Source organism: Nocardioides sp. Z24_21 (genome assembly GCF_058134345.1).
The window spans coordinates 171,931-197,764 of record NZ_JBYTTH010000001.1; the positions used below are offsets into that span (position 1 = coordinate 171,931).

At 72.6% G+C, this 25,834-nt stretch carries 24 protein-coding genes; 8 read left to right on the forward strand and 16 right to left on the reverse strand.

What is annotated here, in order from left to right; translation table 11 throughout:
• Positions 1-28: 28 nt before the first annotated feature.
• Together rpsO and AC3X7Z_RS00860 are read right to left on the reverse strand one after the other, a co-directional pair.
• The gene (gene rpsO / locus AC3X7Z_RS00855) at positions 29-304 is read right to left on the reverse strand and encodes a 30S ribosomal protein S15 (RefSeq protein WP_186340976.1); all 276 of its coding nucleotides are present in this window, start codon (positions 302-304) and stop codon (positions 29-31) included.
• Positions 305-525: 221 nt separating this feature from the next.
• A complete protein-coding gene (locus AC3X7Z_RS00860; RefSeq protein WP_186340975.1) occupies positions 526-789 on the reverse strand; it encodes a DUF6458 family protein in 264 nt (87 codons plus the stop codon).
• A gap of 129 nt (positions 790-918) precedes the next feature.
• Here AC3X7Z_RS00860 and AC3X7Z_RS00865 point away from each other — a divergent pair, with 129 nt between their 5' ends.
• Positions 919-3,123 (forward strand): molybdopterin-dependent oxidoreductase, encoded by a 2,205-nt coding sequence (locus tag AC3X7Z_RS00865; RefSeq protein ID WP_489974694.1) that lies wholly within the window; start codon positions 919-921, stop codon positions 3,121-3,123.
• A 67-nt stretch (positions 3,124-3,190) separates the two neighbouring features.
• Here AC3X7Z_RS00865 and AC3X7Z_RS00870 read toward each other — a convergent pair whose 3' ends face one another.
• The gene (locus AC3X7Z_RS00870) at positions 3,191-5,179 is read right to left on the reverse strand and encodes a PTS mannitol transporter subunit IICBA (protein ID WP_489974695.1); all 1,989 of its coding nucleotides are present in this window, start codon (positions 5,177-5,179) and stop codon (positions 3,191-3,193) included.
• A 268-nt stretch (positions 5,180-5,447) separates the two neighbouring features.
• Here AC3X7Z_RS00870 and AC3X7Z_RS00875 point away from each other — a divergent pair, with 268 nt between their 5' ends.
• Complete coding sequence (locus AC3X7Z_RS00875) at positions 5,448-6,494, forward strand: zinc-dependent dehydrogenase (protein ID WP_186340972.1); 1,047 nt, start codon at positions 5,448-5,450, stop codon at positions 6,492-6,494.
• 21 nt (positions 6,495-6,515) lie between these two features.
• Here AC3X7Z_RS00875 and ptsP read toward each other — a convergent pair whose 3' ends face one another.
• Positions 6,516-8,207: a phosphoenolpyruvate--protein phosphotransferase gene (gene ptsP / locus AC3X7Z_RS00880; protein ID WP_489974696.1), complete on the reverse strand. Its 1,692-nt coding sequence runs from the start codon at positions 8,205-8,207 to the stop codon at positions 6,516-6,518.
• A 92-nt stretch (positions 8,208-8,299) separates the two neighbouring features.
• On the opposite strand from ptsP, the gene AC3X7Z_RS00885 reads away from it, so the two are divergent.
• The 4 genes from AC3X7Z_RS00885 to AC3X7Z_RS00900 are packed head-to-tail and all read left to right on the forward strand — an operon-like array spanning position 8,300 to position 12,476.
• Positions 8,300-9,067 (forward strand): DeoR/GlpR family DNA-binding transcription regulator, encoded by a 768-nt coding sequence (locus tag AC3X7Z_RS00885; RefSeq protein ID WP_186340970.1) that lies wholly within the window; start codon positions 8,300-8,302, stop codon positions 9,065-9,067.
• On the forward strand, positions 9,064-10,017 hold the full coding sequence (locus AC3X7Z_RS00890; RefSeq protein ID WP_489974697.1) for a 1-phosphofructokinase family hexose kinase: 954 nt from the start codon (positions 9,064-9,066) through the stop codon (positions 10,015-10,017). Before AC3X7Z_RS00885 ends, AC3X7Z_RS00890 begins: the two co-directional genes overlap by 4 nt.
• Complete coding sequence (locus tag AC3X7Z_RS00895; RefSeq protein ID WP_489974698.1) at positions 10,014-12,176, forward strand: PTS fructose transporter subunit IIABC; 2,163 nt, start codon at positions 10,014-10,016, stop codon at positions 12,174-12,176. Before AC3X7Z_RS00890 ends, AC3X7Z_RS00895 begins: the two co-directional genes overlap by 4 nt.
• Positions 12,177-12,233: 57 nt before the next feature.
• On the forward strand, positions 12,234-12,476 hold the full coding sequence (locus AC3X7Z_RS00900) for an HPr family phosphocarrier protein (RefSeq protein ID WP_186340967.1): 243 nt from the start codon (positions 12,234-12,236) through the stop codon (positions 12,474-12,476).
• 28 nt (positions 12,477-12,504) lie between these two features.
• On the opposite strand, the gene AC3X7Z_RS00905 is transcribed toward AC3X7Z_RS00900, so the two are convergent.
• The 8 genes from AC3X7Z_RS00905 to rimP form a co-directional block, all read right to left on the reverse strand.
• Positions 12,505-13,482, reverse strand: a complete 978-nt coding sequence (locus AC3X7Z_RS00905) for a hypothetical protein (RefSeq protein WP_489974699.1) — start codon at positions 13,480-13,482, stop codon at positions 12,505-12,507.
• Complete coding sequence (locus AC3X7Z_RS00910) at positions 13,479-14,414, reverse strand: bifunctional riboflavin kinase/FAD synthetase (protein ID WP_489974700.1); 936 nt, start codon at positions 14,412-14,414, stop codon at positions 13,479-13,481. Before AC3X7Z_RS00910 ends, AC3X7Z_RS00905 begins: the two co-directional genes overlap by 4 nt.
• 54 nt (positions 14,415-14,468) lie before the next feature.
• Positions 14,469-15,338, reverse strand: a complete 870-nt coding sequence (gene truB, locus AC3X7Z_RS00915) for a tRNA pseudouridine(55) synthase TruB (protein WP_489974701.1) — start codon at positions 15,336-15,338, stop codon at positions 14,469-14,471.
• Complete coding sequence (gene rbfA, locus AC3X7Z_RS00920) at positions 15,338-15,835, reverse strand: 30S ribosome-binding factor RbfA (RefSeq protein ID WP_489974702.1); 498 nt, start codon at positions 15,833-15,835, stop codon at positions 15,338-15,340. Before rbfA ends, truB begins: the two co-directional genes overlap by 1 nt.
• 148 nt (positions 15,836-15,983) lie before the next feature.
• Positions 15,984-18,818: a translation initiation factor IF-2 gene (infB, locus tag AC3X7Z_RS00925; protein ID WP_186340962.1), complete on the reverse strand. Its 2,835-nt coding sequence runs from the start codon at positions 18,816-18,818 to the stop codon at positions 15,984-15,986.
• 98 nt (positions 18,819-18,916) lie between these two features.
• On the reverse strand, positions 18,917-19,165 hold the full coding sequence (locus tag AC3X7Z_RS00930) for a YlxR family protein (RefSeq protein ID WP_241005450.1): 249 nt from the start codon (positions 19,163-19,165) through the stop codon (positions 18,917-18,919).
• A 122-nt stretch (positions 19,166-19,287) separates the two neighbouring features.
• Positions 19,288-20,268 carry a transcription termination factor NusA gene (nusA, locus tag AC3X7Z_RS00935; protein ID WP_186340960.1) on the reverse strand — a complete coding sequence of 327 codons (981 nt, stop codon included), beginning with the start codon at positions 20,266-20,268 and terminating at the stop codon, positions 19,288-19,290.
• Complete coding sequence (gene rimP / locus AC3X7Z_RS00940; protein WP_186340959.1) at positions 20,268-20,756, reverse strand: ribosome maturation factor RimP; 489 nt, start codon at positions 20,754-20,756, stop codon at positions 20,268-20,270. Before rimP ends, nusA begins: the two co-directional genes overlap by 1 nt.
• A gap of 115 nt (positions 20,757-20,871) precedes the next feature.
• Between rimP and AC3X7Z_RS00945 the strand changes: the two genes are divergently transcribed.
• Positions 20,872-21,396: a hypothetical protein gene (locus AC3X7Z_RS00945; protein WP_489974703.1), complete on the forward strand. Its 525-nt coding sequence runs from the start codon at positions 20,872-20,874 to the stop codon at positions 21,394-21,396.
• A complete protein-coding gene (locus tag AC3X7Z_RS00950) occupies positions 21,393-21,827 on the forward strand; it encodes a DUF4439 domain-containing protein (protein ID WP_489974704.1) in 435 nt (144 codons plus the stop codon). Before AC3X7Z_RS00945 ends, AC3X7Z_RS00950 begins: the two co-directional genes overlap by 4 nt.
• A gap of 246 nt (positions 21,828-22,073) precedes the next feature.
• Here the strand turns inward: AC3X7Z_RS00950 and AC3X7Z_RS00955 are convergent, their stop codons facing one another.
• The 4 genes from AC3X7Z_RS00955 to AC3X7Z_RS00970 form a co-directional block, all read right to left on the reverse strand.
• On the reverse strand, positions 22,074-22,799 hold the full coding sequence (locus AC3X7Z_RS00955; RefSeq protein WP_489974705.1) for an HAD family hydrolase: 726 nt from the start codon (positions 22,797-22,799) through the stop codon (positions 22,074-22,076).
• A gap of 28 nt (positions 22,800-22,827) precedes the next feature.
• The gene (locus AC3X7Z_RS00960) at positions 22,828-24,606 is read right to left on the reverse strand and encodes a proline--tRNA ligase (protein WP_241005137.1); all 1,779 of its coding nucleotides are present in this window, start codon (positions 24,604-24,606) and stop codon (positions 22,828-22,830) included.
• Positions 24,607-24,684: 78 nt separating this feature from the next.
• Positions 24,685-25,143 (reverse strand): hypothetical protein, encoded by a 459-nt coding sequence (locus AC3X7Z_RS00965; RefSeq protein ID WP_186340955.1) that lies wholly within the window; start codon positions 25,141-25,143, stop codon positions 24,685-24,687.
• Positions 25,140-25,733 (reverse strand): RNA polymerase sigma factor, encoded by a 594-nt coding sequence (locus tag AC3X7Z_RS00970; RefSeq protein ID WP_489974706.1) that lies wholly within the window; start codon positions 25,731-25,733, stop codon positions 25,140-25,142. The genes AC3X7Z_RS00965 and AC3X7Z_RS00970 overlap by 4 nt, the downstream gene beginning before the upstream one ends.
• Positions 25,734-25,834 lie beyond the last annotated feature (101 nt).

Genomic DNA, 25,834 nt, shown 5'->3' on the forward strand with positions numbered 1-25,834 from the left:
CCCCCCGTGAGGGGAGCCGCTCCTTCGCTCAGCGACGGAGGCCGAGGCGCTCCACGATCGAGCGGTAGCGCTCGATCTCGGTCTTCTGCAGGTAGTTGAGCAGCCGGCGACGCTGGCCGACCAGGAGCAGCAGGCCACGACGGCTGTGGTGGTCGTGCTTGTGCTGCTTGAGGTGCTCGGTGAGGTGGGAGATGCGGTGGCTGAGCAGCGCGATCTGCACCTCGGGGGAACCGGTGTCGCCCTCGGTCAGGGCGTACTCGGCGATGATCTTCTTCTTGGTCTCCGCGTCGGTACCAATCGACATGGGGGGCTCCTTCGGTTCTCGTTGCGCGGCGCGCCCGGGCCTGTTCACCGGGGCACTCTGGGTCCGCGGCCGTTCACACGGCGTGTCGCCCTTCCGGGCAACCGGACGAGCGTACCAACGCCGTGGGCGGCTCCCCCAATCCGCGCGCGCCGTCCCGAGGACGCGCAGGAGCCCCCGCCGAGGGTCCGGCGGGGGCTCCTGTCACGTGCGGGTCGAGCGACTCACACGGCCGGCGGCGGCGGGTCGGACTCGGTGCTGCGCTGCGTGGTCGCCTGGCGTCCCTGCGCGTCGGTGGTGGTCGCGGTCGTGACGTGACGGCGGCGGGTGTTCTGCTGGACCACGGTCAGCACCAGCCACAGCGCACCGGCGACGACGAGGATCCATCCCAGGGTGGTCACCTCGAGGGGACCCACCTGCTGCTGGTTGAACGCCAGCGCGAGGATCAGTCCCACGACGATCAGGCCGATCGGCCCTCCGAAACCCATGACGTGCTCCATTCTGTTGGGGATGTCGCCCGGCGAGCGTGAGCCGCGGGCGGGCCGGGGAGAGTCTGGCCCCCCACCGACGCGCTGTCACCCCCCTGCGGGGTGCCCGGACGTGCGACGATCCGAGGCATGGGCGAGAAGCGCATCGGCGTGTGCAACCTCTGCGAGGCGATCTGCGGCCTCGAGCTGACCATCGAGGGCCGCGAGGTCGTCGGCGTGCGGGGCAATCCCGCCGACCCCCTGTCGCGCGGGCACGTGTGCCCCAAGGGGGTGGCGATCGGCGACGTGTACGCCGACCCCGACCGCCTGCGCCGTCCCGTCCGCCGGGTCGGGGAGGGCGCCGCCGCCCGGTGGGAGGAGATCGGCTGGGACGAGGCCTTCGACCTGGTCGCCGACAACCTCGCCCGGGTCGTCGGCGAGCACGGCGCCGACGCGCTCGGCGTCTACCTCGGCAACCCCAACGCGCACAGCCTCGGCTCGCTGACCCACGGCAGCGCGATGGTCAAGGCGCTGCGCACCCGCAACCGCTTCTCCGCGACGTCGGTCGACCAGCTCCCCCACCAGCTCGTGGCCCACCTGGTCTTCGGCCACCAGCTGTTCCTGCCGGTGCCCGACATCGACCGCACGTCGTGGTTCCTCGTGGTCGGCGGCAACCCGATGGCGTCCAACGGCTCGCTGATGACGGTGCCCGACTTCCCCCGGCGCGTGCGCGACCTCCGGGCCCGGGGCGGACGGATGATCGTGCTCGACCCGCGCCGCACCGAGACGGCCAAGGTGGCCGACGAGCACCACTTCGTGCGCCCCGGCACCGACGCCTGGGTGCTGCTCGCGATGCTGCACGTCCTCACCGCCGAGGCCGCCGAGGCCGGCGAGCAGACGCCGACGGTCGCGTCGTACGTCGACGGGCTGGAGACGGTGGTCGCCCTCGTCGCGCCGTTCACCCCCGAGCGCGCCGAGGCGATGAGCGGGCTCCCCGCCGACGAGGTCCGCCGCCTCGCCCGCGAGCTCGCGGCCGCTGAGTCGGGCGTGGTCTACAGCCGGGTCGGCGTCTCGGCCGGCCCCTGGGGCACGGTGTGCCAGTGGGCGGTCACCTGCCTCAACGTGCTCACCGGCAACCTCGACCGGCCGGGCGGGGCGATGTTCACCACCCCGGCCATCGACGCCGTCGGCACCGGCCTGATCGGCCGCGGCCACCACGACGCGTGGCGCTCGCGCGTGCGCGGGCTGCCCGAGACGGCCGGCGAGCTGCCCGTGGCGGCGCTGCGCGAGGAGATCGAGACGCCCGGCGACGGCCAGGTGCGCGCGATGCTGACCGTCGCAGGCAACCCGGTGCTCTCCACGCCCGACGGCGCCCGGCTCGACCGGGCCCTGCGCGGGCTCGACTTCATGGCGGCGGTGGACATCTACGTCAACGAGACCACCCGGCACGCCGACGTGATCCTGCCCCCGACGACGGCCCTCGAGCGCGACCACTACGACATCGTGTTCCACCTGCTGGCCGTGCGCGACACGGCGCGGTTCACCCCCGCGGTCTTCGCCAAGGAGCCCGACCAGCGCCACGACTGGCAGATCTTCCGCGAGATCGCGCTGCGCACGACGGCCCGGCTCGACGGCAAGCCGCCGCTGCGCACGCGGCTGCGGCAGCGGGCCCGGCTCAGCGCCAGCCCCACCTTCCTCGTCGGGCAGCTGCTGCGCCGCGGGTCGAGCGGGGTCACCCTCACCAAGCTGCGGGCGAGGCCGGCCGGCATCGACCTCGGCCCGCTGCGCGGCGGGCAGCTGCCCGACCGGCTGCCCTCACGCGGCAAGCGGGTGGACCTGGCGCCCGCCCTGGTCGTCGAGGACGTCGCCCGGCTGGCGGCGGTGACCGAGCCGGCGGGCGACGGCCTGCTCCTCATCGGCCGCCGCCACCAGCGCGACTGCAACTCGTGGATGCACAACTCCGAGCGCCTCACCAAGGGACGGGCACGCCACCAGCTGCTGATGAACACCGCCGACCTGGCCGACCGCTCGATCGCCGACGGGTCCCGCGTACGGGTCACCTCCCGCGTCGGGTCGGTCGAGGTCGAGGTGGCCGCGACCGACGACCTGATGCCGGGCGTGGTCTCCCTCCCCCACGGCTACGGCCACGCCGCCGAGGGCGTCCTGATGTCGCGCAGCCGCGCGGTCCCCGGCGTCTCGGTCAACGACCTCACCGATCCCGAGCGGCTCGACGTGTCGGGCAACGCCGCGCTCAACGCCGTCCCCGTCGAGGTCACGGCCGCCGCGCCCGCCGCCGCTCCCGACTCTTCGCTCACCGCCACTCCCCGAACGACGAGCGGACGGGGCCGCCCCTGAGGGTCGGCCCCGCCCACACCCGGCCCCGCCGGACCCCGGCTCGGCCCCCGAGCCGGGGCGAGTCGGGTCAGACGCTGACGCCGTCGAGCACGGCGAGCACCTCGTCGGGCGTGGCGGCCGCCCGGAGGCGGGCCACCTGCGACTCATCGGCGAACACGGTCGCGAGCGAGCGGAGCAGGGCGAGGTGGTCGTCGCCGGCGCCGGCGATGCCGACCACGAAGGAGGCCTCCTTGCCGTTCCAGTCGATGCCGTCGTCGTAGCGGACGAACGACAGCGCGGAGCGGTGGATCGCGCCCTTCGCCTCGTTGGTGCCGTGCGGGATCGCCAGGCCGTTGCCCATGTGGGTCGAGACCGATCGCTCCCGCTCGTGCATCGCCTCGACGTAGGACGGGTCGACCGCGCCGGCCGCGACCAGGAGCTCGCCCGCCTCGGTGATCGCGTCGTCGCGCGTGCGGGCCGAGCCGCCCAGCACGATGGAGTCGCGCGACAGCACGTCGCTCGTCGCGAGCCCACCGCCGTGGGCCGGGGCGCCCGGGGCCGCGTCGCTGGCGCCGTCCGGGTTGTCATCCGGGGTGTCGTCCAGCATCTCCACGATCTCGTCGTAGCGAGGGCTGGCCATGAAGTTGTCCACCGAGACGTGCACCGCCGACGGCGTCTGCTGCCTGGCGCGGTCGGTGAGGTCCTGGTGGGTGACCACGAGGTCGTAGCTGTCATCGAGGTTGCTGATGGCCTTGTTGACCACCGTGACGTCGCCGTGGCCCGCGTCCTGGATCTTCTTGCGCAGCACCGAGGCGCCCATCGCCGACGACCCCATGCCCGCATCGCAGGCGAAGGCGATCGAGTGGATCGGCCCGGAGCTGGCGCCCCGGCCGGCGAGTGCGCCACTGACCGACGACTTCTTGCCCTTGTTGGCCTCCATCTGCGCGGTGGCGGCGGCAAGGTCACCGTCGTCGTCGGAGCGGTCGAGCTTGAGCAGCACCGCGGCGACGGCGAACGTGACCGCGGCCGAGGCGACGACCGACAGCGTCACGCCGAGGTAGCTGTCGCGGGCGGTCTGGGCGTACACGGCGAAGATCGAGCCGGGCGCGGCCGGGGCCCGCAGGCCCACGTCGAGGGCGACGTTGATCGCGACCCCGGTCATGCCGCCCGCGATCATCGCCAGGATCAGGCGGGGCTTCATCAGCACGTAGGGGAAGTAGATCTCGTGGATGCCGCCCAGGAACTCGATGATCGCGGCTCCGGGGGCGGTGGCCTTGGCCACGCCCCGGCCGAAGATCGAGTAGGCCATCAGCAGGCCGAGGCCGGGGCCGGGGTTGGCCTCGAGCAGGAACAGCACCGACTTCCCGGTCTCCGCCGCCTCGGTGAGGCCGAGCGGCGTCAGCACGCCGTGGTTGATGGCGTTGTTGAGGAAGAACACCTTGGCCGGCTCGATGAGCAACGAGGTCAGCGGCAGGAGGTTGTTGTCGACGAGCGTCTCGACGGCGTTGCCGAGGACGTCCATCACCTCGTTGACGACCGGCGCCACCCCGTAGAAGCCGACGAGCGCCATCACGAAGGCGACGATGCCGGCGGAGAACATGTTGACGAGCATCTCGAAGCCCGCCCGCACCTTGCCGTCCCACAGCGCGTCGAGCCGCTTCATCACGTAGGCGGCCAGGGGGCCCAGGATCATCGCGCCGATGAACATGTGGACCTGGCCCAGCGGCGGCTCGTCGGGCGGCAGGGTCGCGTTGAACTCCGCGACGAGCAGGTCGGAGCCGGCGATGGCGCCCATCACGGCGAAGGCACCGACCACCGCACCACGGTCGCCGTGCACCATGCGGCCGCCCGTGCCGGCGATGAGGATCGGGAGCAGGTAGTGGATCGTCGGGCCGACCATCGTGGCCAGGTCGGCGTTGGGGAGCCAGCCGACGTCGATGAACAGGGCCGTGAGGAGTCCCCACGCGATCAGTGCCGGGATGTTGGGCATGATCATGTTGGAGAGGAACGTGCCGAACCGCTGCACGCGGACGCGCGCGCTGGTGCCGGACGCGGACGTGGAAGTCGTGGTCGCCATGCTGAGTCCTCCAGGTGAGCGCGAAGGTGAGCGCGGGGGTGAGCCCCATCACATGATGCAGCGATTAAACCTCACGAACGGGCATGTTGCCAAGCGTTCGGGCATGATTGTCTGCCCGAGTGTGTGGCTTTCACCCCGGTTCACCGGTTAACGTGGTCAGCAGGACGCGACGCCGAGGGCCCATCGGTGGGTTGCCGACGGCGTCACGTCGCGCCCGTCCCGGTCCTGCCGACCGATCCCCTGCCGACCACCACGAGAGGTACCCGCCATGAAGGCCCTTCGCTTCTTCGCCCCCGAGGACGTCCGTCTCGTCGACGTGCCCGAGCCCGCATGCGGTCCCCGCGAGGTCAAGATCAAGGTGCGCAACTGCTCCACCTGCGGCACCGACGTGAAGATCAAGAAGAACGGCCACGTCAACATCACCGGCGAGACCACGATGGGCCACGAGGTCGCCGGCGAGGTCGTCGAGGTGGGCGCCGAGGCGCTCGGCGGCTTCCAGGTCGGCGACCGCGTGCAGTGCATCGCCGCCGTGCCGTGCGGCGAGTGCCACGAGTGTCGCAAGGGCTGGATGGAGGTCTGCCAGAACCAGACGTCGGTCGGCTACCAGTACGACGGCGGGTTCGCCGAGTACATGATCGTGCCCGAGCAGGTGCTCAAGGTCGACGGCCTCAACCGCATCCCCGACAACGTCGGCTACGACGAGGCCTCCGCCGCCGAGCCGTTCGCGTGCGCCATCAACGCCCAGGAGCAGCTCGGCATCGAGGAGGGCGACTTCACCGTCGTCTTCGGCGCCGGACCCATCGGCTGCATGCACATCCGCATCGCCCGCGGCGTCCACAAGGTCGGCACCGTCGTGCTCGTCGACATCAACGAGGCGCGGCTCGCGATGTCGGCCGACGCCGTCCAGCCCGACCACGTCATCAACGCCTCCGAGGTCGACGTGGTGGAGAAGGTCATGGAGCTCACCGGCGGCCGCGGTGCGGACATCGTCATCACCGCCACCCCGGCCAACATCACCCAGGAGCAGGCCATCGCGATGGCCGCCCGCCAGGGCCGGATCTCCTTCTTCGGCGGCCTGCCCAAGACCGACCCCTACATCAAGGCCGACTCCAACCTGATCCACTACCGCCAGCTGCACGTCCACGGCGCCAACGGCTCCTCCCCCGAGCACAACAAGCGGGCGCTGGAGTACATCTCCACCGGTCAGGTGCCGGTCAAGGACCTGATCACCAGGCACGTGCCCCTCGACGACGTGATGAGCGTCTTCGACATCGTCGCCAAGGGCGAGGCGATCAAGGTCACCGTCGAGCCCTGACGCCCGGGTGCCCTCGGGGGCTCAGTGCCCGAGCAGCTCCCGCACGGCGGCGCGTCCGGCCATCGGGTCGGGCGCGCCGAGTGCCGCCTCGGCGGCGGCCTCGCAGGTGTCGAGGCTGACCTTGCCCAGCTGGGCGCCGACCGGGCGGACGGCGCGGGCGGCCATCGAGAGCGAGGAGATGCCCATCCCGATCAGCGCGGTCGCGAGGAGCGGGTCGGCGGCGGCCTCGCCGCACACGCCGACCGGCTTGCCGGCCTCGGTGCCGGCGTGGGCGGTGATCGCGATCAGCTGGAGGACGGCGGGCTGCCAGGGATCGGTGAGGTGGGCCAGGTCGGTGGCCATCCGGTCCGCGGCCATCGCGTACTGGGTGAGGTCGTTGGTGCCGATCGAGAGGAAGTCGACGACCTGGAGCATCCGGTGGGCCAGCAGCGCCGCGCTCGGGATCTCCACCATCACCCCCGCCTTCAGCCCGCGGTCGCGGACCCGCCCGGCGAAGTCGGCGGCCTCGGTGACGGTCGCGACCATCGGCGCCATCACCCGCGTGTCGGTGCCGGTGCGCTCTGCGGCGAGGGCGATGGCGTCGAGCTGGCGGTCCATCAGGCCGGGGTTGTCATAGCTCAGCCGCAAGCCGCGCACGCCGAGCGCCGGGTTCTCCTCGCCCGAGCGGGTGGCGAACGCGATCGGCTTGTCCGACCCGGCGTCGAGGGTGCGTACGACGACGTAGCGCCCGTCGGAGTAGGGCGCCAGGACCTCGGCGTAGATGTCGGCCTGCTCCTCCACGCTGGGCTCGTCCCTGCGGTTGAGGAAGCACAGCTCGGTGCGGAACAGCCCGACGCCCTGCACGGGCTCCTCGCTGGCCGACTCGGCCGACGGTCCGTCGGCGACGTTGGCCAGCAGCTTGACCGGCAGGCCGTCGGAGGTGGCGGCGGGACCGCTCCAGCCGGCGAGCTCCGCGCGCAGGCGACGGCTCTCGTCGACGCGGTCGCGGGCCGCCTCGGGGTCGGCGCCCCGCTCGATGGTGCCGGCCTCGCCGTCGACGACGACGAAGGCGCCCTCGGGGACGGACAGGACCCCCGCCGCGCCGACCACGCACGGGATGCCGAGCTGACGGGCGATGATCGCAGTGTGGCTGGTGGCGCCGCCCCGCTCGGTGACCAGCGCCGTGACCAGGTCGGGGTCGAGGCCGGAGGTGTCGCTGGGCGCGAGGTCCTCGGCGACCAGGACGGACGGCTCGGTCGGCGTCGGCACGCCCGGCGCGGGCTCGCCGACGAGGTGGGCCACGAGGCGGCGCTCGATGTCGCGCAGGTCGGCGACGCGCTCGGCCATCAGGCCGCCCATGTTGGTGAAGATCGTGACGAACTGCTCGACGGCTCCCTGCACGGCCGTCACCACGCCCTGGCCCGACTCGAGGTTCTTCGCCACGGCCGAGCGCAGCCCCTTGTCACTGGCCAGCCCCGCGCTGGCGGTCAGCACCTCGGCGGCCGCGCCCTGCGCGGCGTCGGCCTTGTCGGTGTACGTCCTCGCGACGGCACCCACCGCCTCGTCGTAGGCCGCGAGCGCCGCGCCGGCGTCGGCGAAGTCGCCGTCACCGAAGCGCTCGATCGCGTCGGGCGAGACCTCGCCGCGCACGTGGAGGACGGGACCGGCTGCGATCCCCGGGACGACCGGAGTGCCGCGGAGGGTGGTCTCGGACGTCTCGGCCGATGTGGTCATGAACACACCGTAGAACACGGGATGCTTGACAAGCAACACATTCGGGACTAAAACAACATATACACAGATGTCTCGGGAGGGGGTGGACCCGCATGTACGCGGAGGAGCGACAGCAGGCGATGGCCCACCTGATCAGCCGGCGCGGCCGGCTCTCGGTCGTCCAGCTGGCCCAGGAGTACGCGGTCACCACCGAGACCGTGCGCCGCGACCTGTCCACCCTCGACCGGATGGGCCTGGTCCGGCGCGTCCACGGCGGCGCGGTCCCCGCGGGATCGCTGACGGTGATCGAGTCGGGCATCGGCGAGCGCGACCAGGCCAACACGCAGGCCAAGGAGGCGATCGCCAGCGCCGCGGTGGCCCTCCTCCCGCCGCCCGACTCCGTGGTGGTCATCGACGCGGGCAGCACGACCGCGCGCTTCGCGGCAGCGCTCCCCCGCGACCACCGGCTCACCGTCATCACCCACGCAGTGCCGGTCGCCACCCGCCTCGCCGGCCTGCCGCAGATCGAGCTCCACCTCCTGCCGGGCAAGGTGCGGCCCACGACCCACGCGGCCGTCGGCGCCGAGACCGTCGCGGCGCTGGCCGAGCTGCGCGCCGACGCGGCGTTCATCGCCACCAACGGCCTGGCCGTCGGCCACGGGCTCACCACCCCCGACAGCGACGAGGCCGCGACCAAGCGCGCGATGATCGCCTGCGCCCGCAGGACGGTCGTCCTGGCCGACTCCACCAAGCTGGGGGTCGAGACGGCGGTCCGCTTCGCGACCCTCGACAGCATCGACGCGCTCGTCACCGACAGCGACATCGAGCCCGGCGACCGGCGCGCGCTCGAGTCCGCCGGGATCGAGCTGGTGGTCGCATGATCCTGACCCTGACGCCCAACCCGAGCATCGATCGCACGGTCGCCCTCGACGGCGAGCTGACCCGCGGGCAGGTGCACCGGGTCGCCTCGGTGACCTCCCAGGCCGGCGGCAAGGGCGTCAACATCTCCCGGGCCGCCGTCAGCGCCGACATCCCCAGCATCGCCGTGGTCCCCGCCGCCAAGGACGACCCGTTCGTCCTCGAGCTGCTCGGCGCCGGCATCGACTGCCGGCCCGTCCCGCCCGCCGGCGACGTGCGGGTCAACCTCACCATCACCGAGCCCGACGGCACCACGACCAAGCTCAACTCCCCCGGCGCCCCCGTGCTCCCGCTCCACTGCGAGCTGATGGCCCAGGCCGTGCTGGTCCGCGGCGGCACCGCCGACTGGACGGTCCTGGCCGGGTCGTTGCCCGCGGGCGCCCCGGCCGACTTCTACGCCGATCTCGTACGACGCCTGCGCAAGGTCGGCGGCCGGGTGGCCGTCGACACCAGCGAGGCGCCCCTGCTGGCGCTGGTCGACGCCCTGCCCGACGCCGCACCCGACCTGATGAAGCCCAACGGCGACGAGCTGGCGTCGTTCACCGGTGGCGACCCCGACGAGCTCGAGGCCGACCCCCGCGCCGCGGCAGCCGCCGCACGCCGGCTGGTCGAGCGTGGCGTCGGCGCCGTCCTGGCCACCCTCGGGGGTCACGGTGCCGTGCTGGTCACGCCCGAGGGCGCCTGGCACGCGGCGCCGCCGCCCACCACGGTCGTCAGCACCGTCGGTGCCGGCGACTCCAGTCTCTTCGGCTACGTGCTCGGCGACGTCAGGGGGCTGTCCGCCCCCGAGCGCCTGGCACTGGCCGTGGCCTACGGCAGCGCCGCCGCGGGTCTACCCGGCACGACCATCCCCCTGCCGTCGCAGCTCCGCACGGAGCTGGTCGCCGTCACCGCCCTCGGAGGCACCCCATGACCTCGCTCATCACCACCGACCTCGTCCGGCTCGGCGCCGGGTGGGGCTCCGACAAGCACGACGTGATCCGCGCCCTCGCCGACGTCGTCGACGACGCCGGCCGGGCCACCAGCAAGGACCAGCTCGTCGCGGACGCGTTCGCGCGCGAGGAGACCTCGGCGACCGGCCTGCCGGGCGGCATCGCGATCCCGCACTGTCGTACGTCCGGGGTCGAGGTGCCGACGCTGGCCTTCGCCCGCCTCGAGCCTCCGGTCGACTTCGGCGCCAAGGACGGCCCGGCCGACCTCGCCTTCCTGATCGCCGCCCCCGCGGGCGGCGACGCCGACCACCTCACCATCCTCACCAAGCTCGCCCGGGCGCTCGTCAAGCCCGCCTTCACCGACGCGCTCCGCTCCGCCGGGAGCGCGGAGGAGGTCGTCGACCTGGTCGCCCACGAGCTGGGCGAGCCGGCGCCGGCGGCGAAGGCCGCCGTGCCGGCGTCCGGTGCGCCCTCGGGCGCGGCGACGCCGGGCGGCGCCGAGACCACCGACCCCGCGCAGGCGAGCACCGGCACCCCGTCCGACGGCGGTGCGGGCGCCGACCCCGCCGCGACCTCGGCCGCAGCCCTGGCCGGCACGACGTCCCTCGTCGCGGTCACGTCCTGCCCGACCGGCATCGCCCACACCTACATGGCGGCCGAGGCGCTCGAGGCGGCCGCCGAGCGCGCGGGGGTCCCCCTCCAGGTCGAGACGCAGGGCTCTGCCGGCTCGACCCCCCTCTCCCCCGACACCATCGCCGCGGCCGGCGCGGTGATCTTCGCCGTCGACGTGGGCGTACGCGACCGCTCCCGCTTCGCGGGCAAGCCGATGGTGACCTCGGGCGTGAAGCGTCCGATCGACGACGCCGACGCGATGATCGCCGAGGCGCTGCGCTACGCCGCCGACCCGGCGTCGGCGCCGAGGGTCGAGGGCGAGGCGGGTGGCGCCTCCGAGGGCACGGGCAGCGCCGGGCAGGAGACCTGGGGCGGTCGCACCCGGCGCGTGCTGATGACCGGCGTGTCCTACATGATCCCCTTCGTCGCCGCCGGTGGCCTGATGATCGCCCTCGGCTTCCTGCTCAGCGGCTACGAGATCGTCGACCACGCCCGGGACATCCTGCTCGAGAACTCCTTCACCAACCTCCCCGACGCCTCGGCGATCGGGCTCGACCACGCGCTGCTGGGCTCGGACTTCCTGGCCTACATCGGGGCGCTCCTGCTGATCATCGGCCAGACCGCCTTCGCCTTCTTCATCCCCGCCCTGGCGGGCTACATCGCCTACGCCATCGCGGACCGCCCCGGCATCGCGCCGGGCTTCGTGATGGGCGGCCTCGCCTCCAACGTGCTCCAGGTGAGCGGCGACTCCCCCTACCCGGCGACCGGCTTCATCGGCGCGATCGTCGGCGGCGTGCTGGCCGGCCTCATCGCCCACTGGCTCGCCGGGCGCAAGGTGCCCGCCTGGGCCCGCGGGCTGATGCCGGTGCTCGTCATCCCACTGGTCACCAGCATCGTCGCGGGCTTCTTGATGCTCGTCGTCTTCGGGCGACCGATCGCCTGGCTGATGGGCCAGCTCGAGGACGGCCTCAACTCGTTGAGCGGCGGCAGCGCCATCCTGCTCGGCGTCATCCTCGGGCTGATGATGGCCTTCGACATGGGCGGCCCGCTCAACAAGGTGGCCTACAGCTTCGCCGCCGCCGGCGTGGGCGGCGCCGCCCTGACCACCGACGCCCCCGAGCTGCGCATCATGGCCGCGGTCATGCTCGCGGGCATGGTCCCCCCGATCGCCCTGGCCCTCGCGACCGTGCTGCGACCCGGTCTCTTCTCCGCCGCTGAGCGCGAGAACGGCAAGGCCGGCTGGCTGCTGGGCGCCTCGTTCATCACCGAGGGCGCGATCCCGTTCGCGGCGGCCGACCCACTGCGCGTCATCCCGGCGATCATGGCGGGCAGCGCCGTGACCGGTGGCCTCTCGATGGCGATGGACGTCGGCGTCCGAGCTCCCCACGGCGGCATCTTCGTCCTGTTCGCCGTCGACGGCGTCCTGGGCTACCTCATCTCCCTCGCCGCCGGTGTCGTCGTCGGCGCCGGCCTCGTCATCCTGCTCAAGAGCATGGGCCGCAGCGACGCGGACGTCGCTACTGTCTGAAGCACCCATCCCGCCCAGCCAGACCGCCCAGCCCAGACCTGTCCCTCGAGGAGAACCATGCCCACCAAGTCCGTCGTCGTCGGATCAGCCGTCGGCCTCCACGCCCGTCCCGCCGCCATCATCGCCGAGAAGGCGGCCGAGCTCGGCTCGGAGGTGACCATCAACGGCGTCGACGCCAGCTCCTCGCTGATGATCATGACCCTGGGCGCCGGCAACGGCGACACGGTCGAGGTCGCCGGCGACGACCAGTCCGCGGTCGACACCATCGCTGCGCTGGTCGAGCAGGACCTCGACGCCTGAGCCCCCGCGGGCGTCGGCGGACGCCGCGTCAGCGGCGCTCGCGCGCCGCCAGGTAGACCGTCCGCATGCCGACGGCCCGCTCGAGCTGGCTCTCGACCACCCGGAAGAAGTCGCGCCGGTAGGTGTCGTCGGTGACCGCGGACACCGTGAAGTAGAAGCCGCTGAACGAGGCGAGGAACAGCGAGACCTTCACCAGCGAGAGCGACACGCTGGACAGGAACGGCACCTCGCCGACCGTCTCCGCGCCGGTCCAGGCGAGCTGGGTCTCCACCTGCATCACCAGCGACCCGAACAGCATGAAGAACACGAAGACGGTCACCGAGAGCAGCAGCACCTGCACCGTCTGGATGACCAGCAGCACGAGGATCAGGTTCCACCGCTCGAAGCCGGTGACCTGGGCATGCGCCCTCGGATCGATGCCCGGGTCGGCCGCGAGCTCCCGGCTCGCCTGCTCGAGCGGGGTGCCGGCGCACGCGCGCACCACGAAGTCGTCGTCGACCTCGTCGTCGACCCGGTCGACCTCCTCGGGCAGCCGCACGAGCAGGAACAGCACGGCGAGGCCGAACATCAGCAGCACGGTGAACCACAGCAGCCCGAACGGCAGGTTCGTGGTCATCTGCCACGCCTCGGCGTTGACGAAGAGAAACGTCACGAAGACGAGCAGCAGCGGCAGCGCGCGCGAGGCCATCGGCACGAGGAAGCGCACGCTCCCGAGCGTGCGGGACAGCGCGAAGGCGAGGATCGGCTGGGCACGCAGGGCGGTCGAGGCGTACCAGATGAGGGCCAGCACGGTGATCGAGAGCCACAGCGCGGGCCCGGCCGCGTAGGAGTCGGACGCCCACGCGAGCAGTCCGGCGAGCGCCGCAAGGACCAGCACGACCGCGGCCAGCGAGACCAGCCGCCGCGGCCTCAGGCCAGCACGCGCGGCGGCGCGCTCCTCCGCGACGAAGTAGGGCAGGCCGTGGGCCAGGAACCACGCCTCGACCGCCGTGCGGTCGCCGGTCACGCCAGCAGGTCCCGTGCGCGGCGTACGTCGTCGTGCATGGTCTCCACGAGCGCCTCGACGCCCTCGAACTTCACCATGCCGCGCAGTCGGTCGACGAAGGCCACCTCGATCTCGACGCCGTAGAGCTCGAGGTCGTCGCGGTCGAGCACGTGGGACTCCACGCGGCGCGCCCGCTCGCCGTCGAAGGTCGGGTTGGTGCCCACCGAGATGGCGGCGGGGTAGCGCTCGCCGGTGTCGAGGCGGGTGAGCCAGCCGGCGTACACGCCGTCGGCGGGCGCGGCGTCGACGGGCGGCACCGGGACGTTGGCGGTCGGGTAGCCGAGCGCACGGCCGCGCTTGTCGCCCTCGACGACCGTGCCGCGCACCGTGAACGGGCGGCCCAGTGCCTCGGCGGCGCCGGCGACGTCGCCGGTCGCCAGGCACTGCCGGACGTAGGTGGAGCTCCAGACCTGCGGGCCGCCGTCGAGGGGCACCCCGACGGTCTCGAACCCGCGGCCGGCGCCGGCCTCGACGAGCGTGGCGACCTCACCGGCCGCCTTGGCGCCGAAGCGGAAGTTGGAGCCGACGACCACCGCGCCGGCGTGCAGCGTGTCGACCAGGATCCGGTCGATGAACTCCTGCGGCGACCACGACGCGATGTCGCGGTCGAAGGGGACCACCAGGATCGCGTCGACCCCGGCGTCACGCAGCAGCCGGGCGCGGGTCTCGATGGAGGTGAGCGTGGGCGGGGCGTGGTCGGGCCGGAGCACCGCCATCGGGTGCGGGTCGAACGTCACCGCCACCACGGTGTCGATGCCCAGTCGCTCGGCGGTGGTGCGCGCCTCGAGGAGCACGCGGGCGTGCCCGAGGTGCACGCCGTCGAAGTTGCCGATGCTCACCACGGTGCGGCCGAGGTCGGCCGGCACGTCGTCGACGTCTCGCCAGATCTGCACCCGGGCAGCCTATCGGCGGGACACGTTCCCGCACCGACTCCCCCGTCCCTGGGGTCAGACGAAGACCGCGACCGGCCGCGCCTGCCCCCCACGCTGCTCGTAGAGCGCGAGGAACTGTCCGCCGGGTGCGAACACGGCGTGCGGGCCGGCCCCGGGCAGCTCGAGGTCGAGACCACGCCCCACGCGTACGTCGGCGGCCTGCGCGTCGTCGAGGTCGACCGGCGGGAACGTCGCCCGGGCGGCGGCGGCGATCGGCACGAGGGAGAAGTCGTCGGCGAGCTGCTCGAGGGTGCGGGCCACGGACAGGTCGAAGGGGCCCACGGCCGTGCGCCGCAGCGCCGTCAGGTGCCCACCGACCCCGAGCGCCTCGCCGACGTCGCGGGCGATCGCGCGGATGTAGGTGCCCGAGGAGCAGCGCACCGAGACGTCGACGTCGAGGCACTCACCGACGACGCGCTGGTCGTGGACCTCCAGGGAGTGGATGGTGACGGGGCGCGCCTTCAGCTCGACCTGCTCGCCGTCGCGCACGCGGGCGTAGGCCCGCTTGCCGCCGACCTTGATCGCCGACACCGCGGTCGGCACCTGCATGATCTCACCGACCATCGCGCCGAGCTCGGCCTCGACCCGGGCCGGGTCGAGGTGGGACGCCGCGCGCGAGCCCGTGACCTCGCCCTCCGCGTCGTCGGTGGTCGTGGAGACGCCGAGGCGCACCGTCGCGCCGTAGGCCTTCTCGGTGAGCATCAGGTGGCCGAGCAGCCGGGTGGCGCGGTCGACGCCGAGCACCAGCACGCCGGTCGCCATCGGGTCGAGCGTGCCGGCGTGCCCGACCTTGCGGGTGCCGGCGAGCCGGCGGACCCGGGCCACCACGTCGTGCGAGGTCATGCCCGGGGCCTTGTCGACGACGACCAGGCCGGGGTCGACCATCAGGCGCGGTCGCCCTCGTCGTCGTGGTCGACGGGGTCGACGGGGTCGGCGGGGTCGTCGCCGGCCGCGTCGTCGTCCTCGGGCTCACGCGGCTTCTTGTAGGGGTCGGGCTCGCCTGCGTAGGCCTCGACGCGGCGGGCGGCCACCTCCTCGTCGAGCCGGCGGGCACGCTCCAGCACCTCGTCGAGGGCGCGAGCGCTCTCGGGGAGGGCGTCGGGGATGAAGGTCAGCGAGGGCACGATGCGCATGCCGAGCTGCTTGGCGACCTCGGAGCGGATCACTCCCTTGGCCGACTCGAGGGCGGCGGCCGTGCTGGCCAGCTCCTCCTCGGTGCCGAGGACCGTGTAGAAGATCGAGGCCTGCTGGGAGTCGCCGGTCACGCGGACGTCGGTGACGGTGACGAAGCCGAGGCGGGGGTCCTTGATCCGGCGCTCGAGCATCTCGGCGACGATCACCTGGATGCGGTCGGCGATCTTGCGCACGCGGGGATTGGTCATGGGCTCACTCTCTCAAAGGGCACGTCGAGCCGGCGCGTCCTGATGGCCGGATCGCGTCGAGTCGGCGCACCCTCACCCCACTGGGGGTCAGGATGCGCCGACTCGAGCTTGATCGGGCGTCAGGATGCGCCGACTCGACGAACGGTGTTCAGCTGCGCGGGATCTCGCGCATCTCGAAGGCCTCCACGACGTCGCCGATCTTGATGTCCTGGAAGTTGCGGAGCACCAGACCGCACTCGAAGCCCTCGCGGACCTCGGACGCGTCGTCCTTCTCGCGGCGCAGCGAGGAGAGGTCGAGGTTGTCGGCCACGACCGCCCCGTCGCGCAGGACGCGCACCTTGGCGTTGCGGCGGAGGACACCGGAGGTGACCATGCAGCCCGCGATGTTGCCGGCCTTGGACGAGCGGAAGATCTCGCGGATCTCCGCCTGCCCGAGGGTCGACTCCTCGTAGACGGGCTTGAGCATGCCCTTGAGCGCCGCCTCGATCTCCTCGATCGCCTGGTAGATGACCGAGTAGTAGCGGATCTCGACACCTTCCTTGTCGGCCATCTGGCTCGCCTTGCCCTGCGGGCGGACGTTGAAGCCGATGATGATGGCGTCGGAGGCGGCGGCGAGGTCGACGTTGGTCTCGGTGATCGCACCGACACCGCGGTCGATCACGCGCAGGGAGACCTCGTCGCCCACGTCGATCTGCGACAGCGCGTCCTCGAGTGCCTCGACCGAGCCGGACACGTCGCCCTTGAGGATGAGGTTGAGCTCCTGGCTCTCGCCCTTCTCCATGGAGGCCATGAAGTCCTCGAGGCTGCGACGCACGCGACGCTTGGCCTGCATGGCCGCACGCTCGCGCGCCTCGCGCTTCTCGGCGATCTGGCGGGCCATGCGGTCGTCCTCGACCACGATGAAGTTCTGGCCCGCTCCCGGCACCGCCGAGAGACCCAGCACCATCGCCGGACGCGACGGGTCGGCCTCGGTGAGCTCGTTGCCGTGCTCGTCGAGCATCGCGCGGACGCGGCCGTGGGCCGGACCGGCGACGATCGAGTCGCCGACGCGCAGCGTGCCTCGCTGGACCAGCACCGTGGCGACCGGACCGCGACCGCGGTCGAGGTGCGCCTCGACGACGAGGCCCTGTGCGTCCTGGTCGGGGTTGGCCCGCAGGTCGAGCGAGGCGTCGGCGGTGAGGACGACGGCCTCGAGCAGCTTGTCGAGGTTGGTGCCGGCCTTGGCCGAGACGTCGACGAACATCGCGTCGCCGCCGTACTCCTCGGGGATCAGGCCGTACTCGGTGAGCTGGCCGCGGACCTTGGTCGAGTCGGCCTCCGGCTTGTCGATCTTGTTGACCGCGACCACGATCGGGACACCGGCGGCCTTGGCGTGGTTGAGCGCCTCGACCGTCTGCGGCATGACACCGTCGTCGGCCGCGACCACGAGGATCGCGATGTCGGTGGCCTGCGCACCACGAGCACGCATGGCGGTGAACGCCTCGTGACCGGGGGTGTCGATCAGGGTGATGCGACGGTCGTCGCCGTCGACCTCGGTGTGGACCTGGTAGGCACCGATGTGCTGGGTGATGCCACCGGCCTCCTTGTCGACCACGTTGGCGTCACGCAGCGCGTCGAGGAGCTTGGTCTTTCCGTGGTCGACGTGACCCATGACGGTCACGACCGGCGGACGGATGACCAGGTCGGACTCGTCGCCCTCGTCGGCGCCGAACTCGAGGTCGAACGTCTCGAGCAGCTCGCGGTCCTCGTCCTCGGGGGAAACGATCTGGACCACGTAGTTGAGCTCGTCGGCGAGCAGCTCGAACGTCTCGTCACCGACCGACTGGGTCGAGGTGACCATCTCGCCGAGCGAGAACAGCATCTGGACCAGGGCGGCCGCGTCGACGTTGATCCTCTCGGCGAAGTCGGTGAGCGAGGCACCGCGCGGCAGGCGAACGGTCTCGCCGTTGCCCTTGCGGACGCGCACGCCGCCGATCGTCGGGGCCTCCATGGCCTCGAACTCCTGACGACGCGCCCGCTTCGACTTGCGACCACGGCGCGAGGGACCGCCGGGACGACCGAAGGCGCCCTGCGTCTGGCCACGCTGGCCGGGACGACCGCCACCGGGGCGACCGCCGCCGGACGGGCCGAAGCCGCCGGGACGACCGGGAGCGCCACCGGGGGCACCGGCGCCGGGACGACCCGGGGCACCGCTGCGACCGGGAGCACCGGGACGGCCGGGACCGCCACCGGGGCCACCACCGGGGCCGCCGCGGGCAGGACGCCCGCCGGGACCGTTGCCGAAGGCGGCCGGGGACTTGGGCATCATCGCCGGGTTGGGACGCGGCATGCCGGGGCGTCCCTCACCGCCGGCCGGCGGACGCGGCGGACGGTTGTCGTCGCCGCCGGTGCGCGGGGCGGGGCGCTGGCCCATGCCCTGGCTCGGGGCGAACGGGTTGTTGCCCGGACGCGGGGCGCCGGGCCTGCCGACGGGACGAGGTGCCGGGCTCGGCGACTTCGCGGCCGGGGCGGCGGGCGCCTCGGGCTCGGCCGGCGGAGGCGTGGGCTCGGCGGCAGGTGCCTTCGGGCCGGGACGCGGGCCGGGACGGGCCGACGGGGCTGCCGGCTGGGCGGCCGCGGGTGCGGCCGGCTCAGCGGCCGCGGGTGCGGCCGGCTCGGCAGGCTGGATGGGGGCGACCGGCTCGGCGGGCGCCTCGGCCGGAGCCTCGGTGGCCGCCGGGGCGGGAGCGGGCTTGGGGCCGGGCTTGGGCGCGGCCTTCTTGGCAGCCGGCTTGTCGGCCGGCGCGGCGGTGTCGGCGGGCGCGGAGGCCGCAGCGGCCTTCAGCTCCTCGCCGTACTGCTTCTTGAAGCGCATCTCGACGGGCGGCTCGACAGTCGACGATGCCGACTTGACGAACTCCCCCATCTCCTTGAGCTTCTCGAGAACGAACTTGCTCTCGACTCCGAACTCCTTGGCGAGTTCGTGGACTCGGGTCTTTGCCACGGTTGTTTCTGCTCCTTCTGGTCCGTGACCCCAGAAGGAGAGGGGAAACGGAACAGCTAGTGGGTGTGCAAACTCATCGCGAGTTACTCATCGAGTGCTCATGAGCTGCGTGCTCCAGTTTCTGGTCGGTGCTGCGGTGATTCGGACTGGTGCGCGGTGAGGTGTTCCTGCACCGGCGCGCCGCTGAGGTGCTCGCCCGAGCGGAGGGCCCGGGATGGTGCTCGGCGTCGCACGGCGAGCTCCCAACACTCCTGCGTGGGGTGGATGTGCGCCCCTCGCCCGGGTGCCCGACGGTCCGGATCGGGCACCAGGGCCGGTCGGCCCTCGGCGTCCGAGCCTGCGACCATCCGCAGCAGCTCGCTCGCAGCGGCCCTGGTCCGGCAACCCACGCAGGTCCGGACGGGTCCGGGCGCAAGGGTGTCAGACGTGGTGGCCACTGACCCCCACTCTAGCCGGTGGAACCCCTGGTTCACGAACTGGGCTCGGGAGCCTCGTCGCTGCGGATGTCGATGCGCCAGCCGGTGAGCCGGGCCGCGAGGCGGGCGTTCTGGCCCTCCTTGCCGATCGCCAGCGAGAGCTGGAAGTCGGGCACGACCACCCGGCAGGACCGGGCGGCGAGGTCGACGATCTCCACCGAGTTGACCCGGGCCGGCGACAGGGCGTGGGCGACGAGCTCCGCGGGGTCCTCGGCCCAGTCGACGATGTCGATCTTCTCGCCGTGCAGCTCGCTCATCACGTTGCGCACGCGCTGGCCCATCGGGCCGATGCAGGCGCCCTTCGCGTTGACGCCCGGGACGCTCGAGTGCACGGCGATCTTGGTGCGGTGGCCGGCCTCGCGGGCGATCGCCGCGACCTCGACGGTGCCGTCGGCGATCTCGGGCACCTCGAGGGCGAACAGCTTCTTCACCAGCGTCGGGTGGGAGCGCGACAGGGTGATCTGCGGCCCGCGCATGCCCTTGCGCACCGAGGTGACCAGGCACTTGATGCGCTCGCCGTGGACGTACTTCTCGCCCGGCACCCGCTCGCTGACGGGCAGGATCGCCTCGATCTTGCCGAGGTCGACCATCACGTCGTCGGGGTTGCGGCCCTGCTGGATGATCCCGGAGACGATGTCGCCCTCCTTGCCGGCGAACTCGCCGAACTTGATCTCGTCCTCGGCGTCGCGCAGCCGCTGGAGCATGACCTGCTTGGCGGTCGTGGCGGCGATGCGGCCGAAGCCCTGCGGGGTGTCGTCGTACTCGGGCCCGGCCGAGCCGTCCTCGTCGATCTCGCGCGCCCACACGGTGACGTGGCCGGTCTTGCGGTCCAGCTCCACGCGGGCGGGGCGCTGCGACTCGGTCGCGCGCTGGTAGGCGGTGAGCAGGGCCTGCTCGATGGCCTCGGCCAGCACCTCGAAGGAGATCTCCTTCTCCCGCTCCAGCATGCGCAGGATGCTCAGGTCGATGTCCATCAGTCGTCCTTCTGGTCGGTCTTGCGGTTGAACTCGATCTGCACGAGCGCCTTGGTCACGTCGGCGTAGGCGACCTCGCGCCGCTCCCCCGACACGTCGAGGGTCGCCGACTCCTCCGACGAGGCCAGCACCCGCCCGGTCAGGCTCGAGCCGTCGGCGAGCGTGGCCTTGACCAGCCGGTCCTCGTTGCGCCGCCAGTGCCGCGGCAGGGTCAGCGGGCGGTCGACGCCGCGGGAGGTGACCTCCAGCGTGTAGGGCATCTCGCCCATCACGTCGGACTCGTCGAGCACGCGCGAGACCTCACGCGTCGCGTCGGCGACGTCGTCCAGGGTCACGCCGCCGTCCTTGTCGACCGCGACCCGCAGGACGCGGCGGCGGCCGGCGGGGGTCACCTCGACGGCCTCGACGTCGAGGCCCAACGCTCGCAAGGGGTCGACCAGCTCCGCCTCGATGCGGTCCCGGGTGGCGTCCTGGCGGGGGGTGCTCATCGGGGTGCGACCTCCTTGTGTAGTTGTCCGACTCCACGATAGCCGTCCTCCCCCGCACCGCGACAAACCCCGCCGGCCGGTCCGGACCGGAGCGCCGGGCCGCTAGGGTGCGGGGGTGCCCGCACGCCCGCTGACCCGTCGTACGACGGTGGGCGCGGCGCTCGCGGCGCCCCTCGTGCTGGCCGCCTGCGACATCGACCCGCCGCGCCGCGACGCCGGGTCCGTGGACGCCGAGCAACCCCCGCCGGAGGACTCCGAGCTGGTGGCGGGCGTGGTCGCGGCGCTGGTGCGGGCCCGATCCGTGCTGGAGGCGGCGACGCTGGCGGTCCCCGGCCTGACCCCGCTCCTGGCGCCGGTGGCGACCGCGCACACCGCCCAGCTCGACGTGCTGGCGACGGCGGTCGCCGACACCGACGTGCCCGCCTCCGACCCGCCCGTGCTGCCGGCCGCCCCGCGACGGGCGCTGACCGCGGTCCGCCGCTCGGAGCAGCGGCTGCTGCGCGAGGTGCGGCGCGCCTGCCTCGACGCGGCCAGCGGCGACCTCGCCCGGGTGCTGGCAAGCGTGGCGGCCTCGACAGCGCAGCACTCGGCCGTCCTCGCCGACGCCACGACGAGCCCCGCCTCCGCGGAGGCCGGATGAGCGTCCTCGACGCCCTGCAGACGACCCTCGCCGACGAGCACGCGGCGCTCTACGCCTACGGCGTGCTCGGGGCGCGCACCTCGCAGGCCGCCTCCCCCGAGCTGTTCGACACCCTGACCTCCGGCTACCGGCGGCACCGGGCCCGGCGCGACCAGCTGCGGCTGATGGTGGGCGACGCCGGCGGCGAGCCGGTCGCCGCCGCCCCCGCGTACGACGTGGCGGAGGCCCTGCGCCGACCGCAGCAGGTCGGCCGTGCCGCCCAACTGCTGGAGGCGACGAGCGTCGAGGTGCTCCTCGCCCTCGTGGCGCAGTCGAGCGGCGCCGTGCGCGAGTGGGCGCTCACCGAGGCGACCTGGTCGGCGACGTGGGAGGTGCGGCTCGGCGCCAGCGCCACCACCTGGCCCGGGGCCCCGGAGCTCGACGGGGCCTAGCGCCCTCGCCAATCCCTGAGACGGGAAGAGCGGCCCGCGGCCTCAGCCTTTGGGAAAGTCCCGAGATCTCTCCCAAAAGCCGAGGACGCGGACCGCTCCCATGGGGTTGGTCAGCATCACCCTGTGTCGATCAAACCTGTGGGGGAGGTCGAGCGACATGCACAATCATGCATTCGATCCCGCCTCAACGTAAGACGTCGCGACTCGCATGTTCCTGCAACGCACGAAGTTGCAGAACGGGTGCGCTCAGGCGGTGCCGAGACCACGCACCACGGCCGGCACCTGCGCCAGCGACGTGACCGTGGCGTCGGGCTCGCCCTCGGTGTGGCCGACCTGGGTCGCCGGGATGGTGCTCAGCGGCACATGGATCGCGCGCATGCCCGCGTTGTGTGCGCCCCAGATGTCGTCGAAGAGCCGGTCCCCCACGTAGACGCACGCCGCCGGGTCGTCGACACCGACGGCGTCCATCGCGGCGCGAAAGGCGCGCAGGGAGGGCTTGGTCCACGGGATCTCGCTGGTGTAGACGTCGCCGTCGACCAGGTCGTAGACGCCGTCGCGCTCGAAGAAGCCGACGTGCCACTCCCTCGGCCAGATCGTGTTGGACAGCACCCCGACCTTGAGTCCCGCGTCGCGCAGCTCGCGCCACATCGGACCCACCTCGGGGTCGGTGGCGGTGTGCGGCTCCCAGAACTCGTAGTAGGCGGCGAGCAGGTCGGGGTCGTGGTCGAGGCCCGCCTCGGTGAAGAGGTCGGCGATCGTCGCGCTCTGCTGGTGGTCGCGGGAGCGGCCCCAGACGACGTCGCCGGCGCGGTGCAGCCGCGTGGCCCACGCGTGGTGGTCGTCGTGCGGCGTGGGCGTACGACGCACCGCCTGGGCCAGCGCGACCGACTCGGCGTGGAAGTCCACGTCGTGCCAGCGCGTCAGCGTGCCGCCCCAGTCGAAGATGACCGCCTCGATCTGCCCGCGTGCCATGTGGGAGGACCCTTTCAGCGGGGAGCGGTCAGCTGCGGACGATGTCGGTGATGCGCGCGGCCGCCGTGCCGACGGGCACGTCCTCGCGGTCGCCGGTGCGCCGGTCGCGCACCTCGACGTTGCCGTCGGCGAGGCCACGGCCGACCGTGACGATGGTGGGCACGCCGATGAGCTCGGCGTCCTTGAACTTCACGCCCGGGCTGACCTTGCCCGTGCGGTCGTCGAGGAGCACCTCGAGGCCCGCGCCCTTGAGCTCCTGGGCGAGCACCTCGGCGGCGGCGAGGATCGCCTCGTCCTTGCCGGCGGCGACGACGTGGACGTCGGCGGGCGCGACGTCGCGCGGCCAGCACAGGCCGAGGTCGTCGAGCGTGCCCTCGGCGATGGCCGCCACGGCACGCGACGGGCCGATGCCGTAGGAGCCCATCGTCACGGTGACGAGCTTGCCGAACTCGTCGAGCACCTTGAGCCCGAGCGCGTCGGCGTACTTGCGGCCGAGCTGGAAGATGTGGCCCATCTCGACGCCACGCGCCGACTCGAGGGTGCCCTGGTCGCAGCTGGGGCAGGCGTCGCCGTCGCGGACGTCGGCGGCCTCGATGGTGCCGTCGGGGGTGAAGTCGCGCCCGACGACCAGGTCGAGGACGTGCGAGCCGGCCACGTTGGCGCCGGTGACCCAGCGGGTGCCCTCCACGACCCGGGGGTCGACGAGGTAGCGGATGCCGGACGTGGACTCCTCGCCCAGCACCTCGGGGCCGATGTAGCCCCGCACCAGGGCCGGGTGCTTGGCGATCTCGGCCTCGCCCATCGCCTCGACCTCGATCGGCTCGAGCTGGCCCTCGAGGCGCTTCTGGTCGACCTCGCGGTCGCCGGGGACCCCGATGGCCAGCGGCTCACGGGTGCCGTCGGGGTGCTTGAGGACGACGAGCACGTTCTTGAGCGTGTCGCCGGCCGCCCACGGCCGGTCGTCGCGGGGGTGGGCCGTGTTGAGGTGCTCGACCAGCGTCTCGATGGTGGGCGTGTCGGGGGTCTCCTCGACGTGCGCCGCGGGGACGTCGTCGTAGGCGAGCGCGGGCGGTGAGGGGACGGTGACGGCCTCGACGTTGGCGGCGTAGTCGCACTGCGTGCAGCGGACGTAGGTGTCCTCGCCGACCTCCGCCTTGGCCAGGAACTCCTCGCTCGCCGACCCGCCCATGGCACCGGAGGTGGCCTTGACGATGACGTACTCGAACCCGAGCCGGTCGAAGATGCGGACGTAGGCGTCGCGGTGCTTCTGGTAGGACTCCGCGAGCCCGGCGTCGTCGATGTCGAAGGAGTAGGAGTCCTTCATGACGAACTCGCGCCCACGCAGCAGGCCGGCGCGGGGTCGCGCCTCGTCGCGGTACTTGGTCTGGATCTGGTAGATCGAGAGCGGCAGGTCCTTGTAGGAGGAGTAGAGGTCCTTGACCACGAGGGTGAACATCTCCTCGTGGGTGGGGCCGAGCAGGTAGTCGGCGCCCTTGCGGTCCTGGAGCCGGAAGATGTTGGGGCCGTAGTCGTCCCAGCGGCCGGTGGCCTCGTAGGGCTCCTTGGGCAGCAGCGCCGGGAACGACAGCTCCTGGGCGCCCATGTCGTCCATCTCCTCGCGGATGATGTCCTCGATCCTGCGCAGCACCCGGAGGCCGAGCGGCAGCCACGTGTAGATGCCCGGGGCGGCACGTCGGATGTAGCCGGCACGCACCAGCAGCCGGTGGCTCGGCACCTCGGCGTCGTTGGGGTCGTCGCGCAGGGTGCGCACGAACAGGGTCGACATGCGGAGGATGCGGCCAGTCATGGGCGCAACGATAGGGGTGGGCTCGCGAGCACCGCGAACCAGATTGCCGTTCGCCGGGATCCGGCTCAGGGCTGGAGCTCAGAGATCGATCCAGCGGCTGGTCGCCGAGCGGTGACCGTCGCCGAGGGTGAAGCGCACGGCCCCGGTGGGTGCGGCGGCGAGGACGAAGAAGCCCACGTCGTCGAGCCCGGTCGTCCAGCGCTGGCCGTCCTCGGCCTCCACCACCACCTCGACGGACCCCATGTCCCCGTCGAAGTCGAGCAGCTGCCCGCGCACCTGCCCCTCCTCGACCTCGGCGTCGAGGGACCAGCCCTCCGCGGCGGTGAAGTAGAGGATGCGCGAGGTGGTCACTCCCCTCACCTCGGCGGCGGGCTCCTCGCGCGAGTCGCGCACCAGCACGAGCAGCTCCCACTCGTCGTCGAGGTCGGCGGCCGCGACGGCCGCGATCATCGTCTCGGTCAGTCCGGGCGGCGGCGGGTCGCAGGTCGTCCACATCTCCCGCAGCCGTCCGAGGAGGGCAGCATCCCCATCAGTCATCGCTTTCCTCCTTCGTTGAGTGCGGTGCGGACCTTGGCCAGGCACCGGGCCCGGGTGGGACCGATGCTCCCGACCGGCATGCCGAGCTCCCGGCTGAGTGACTGGTAGTCGGGGCGGTCCATGAACGCCACGACTCGCAGCAGCTTGCGGCACCGCTCGTCGACGCTGGCCACGGCTCGCCACAGCCGGGCCGCCTCGTCGTCGAGGACGGCCAGGGCCTCGGCCGACTCCGTGTCCGGGAGTGCGGCGTGCAGCGCCTCGTCCTCCGTGGGGGTCGCGCGTCGCGCGGCCCTCGTGTGTGCGGCTGCGCCGCGCCTGGCTGAGGTGATCAGCCAGGACGCGACCGCCTGCGGGTCCTCGATGGTCCGGTGCAGCCGTACGAAGCCGAGCCAGGTCGCCTGCATCACGTCCTCGGCGACCTCCTTGTCGTGCCCGTAGCTGCGCACCACGTGCCAGAGCACCGGCGTCATCGCGGACACCAGCTCGTCCACCGCACCTGCGTCCCCCGAACGCCAGGCGGTGAACGCCCCACTGGCCATGTCCCACGGTGACTGGTCGGACTGCCCCTCAGCCCTGCGGTCCTCTGACATGGTGACCATTGTTGTCCCCATGTCCACTCAGGTGCGCGTACACCGCTCCGTGATACGCCGTCGCCGTATTTTTCTTCCGGGGTCCGGCGGGCGGGCTCGGG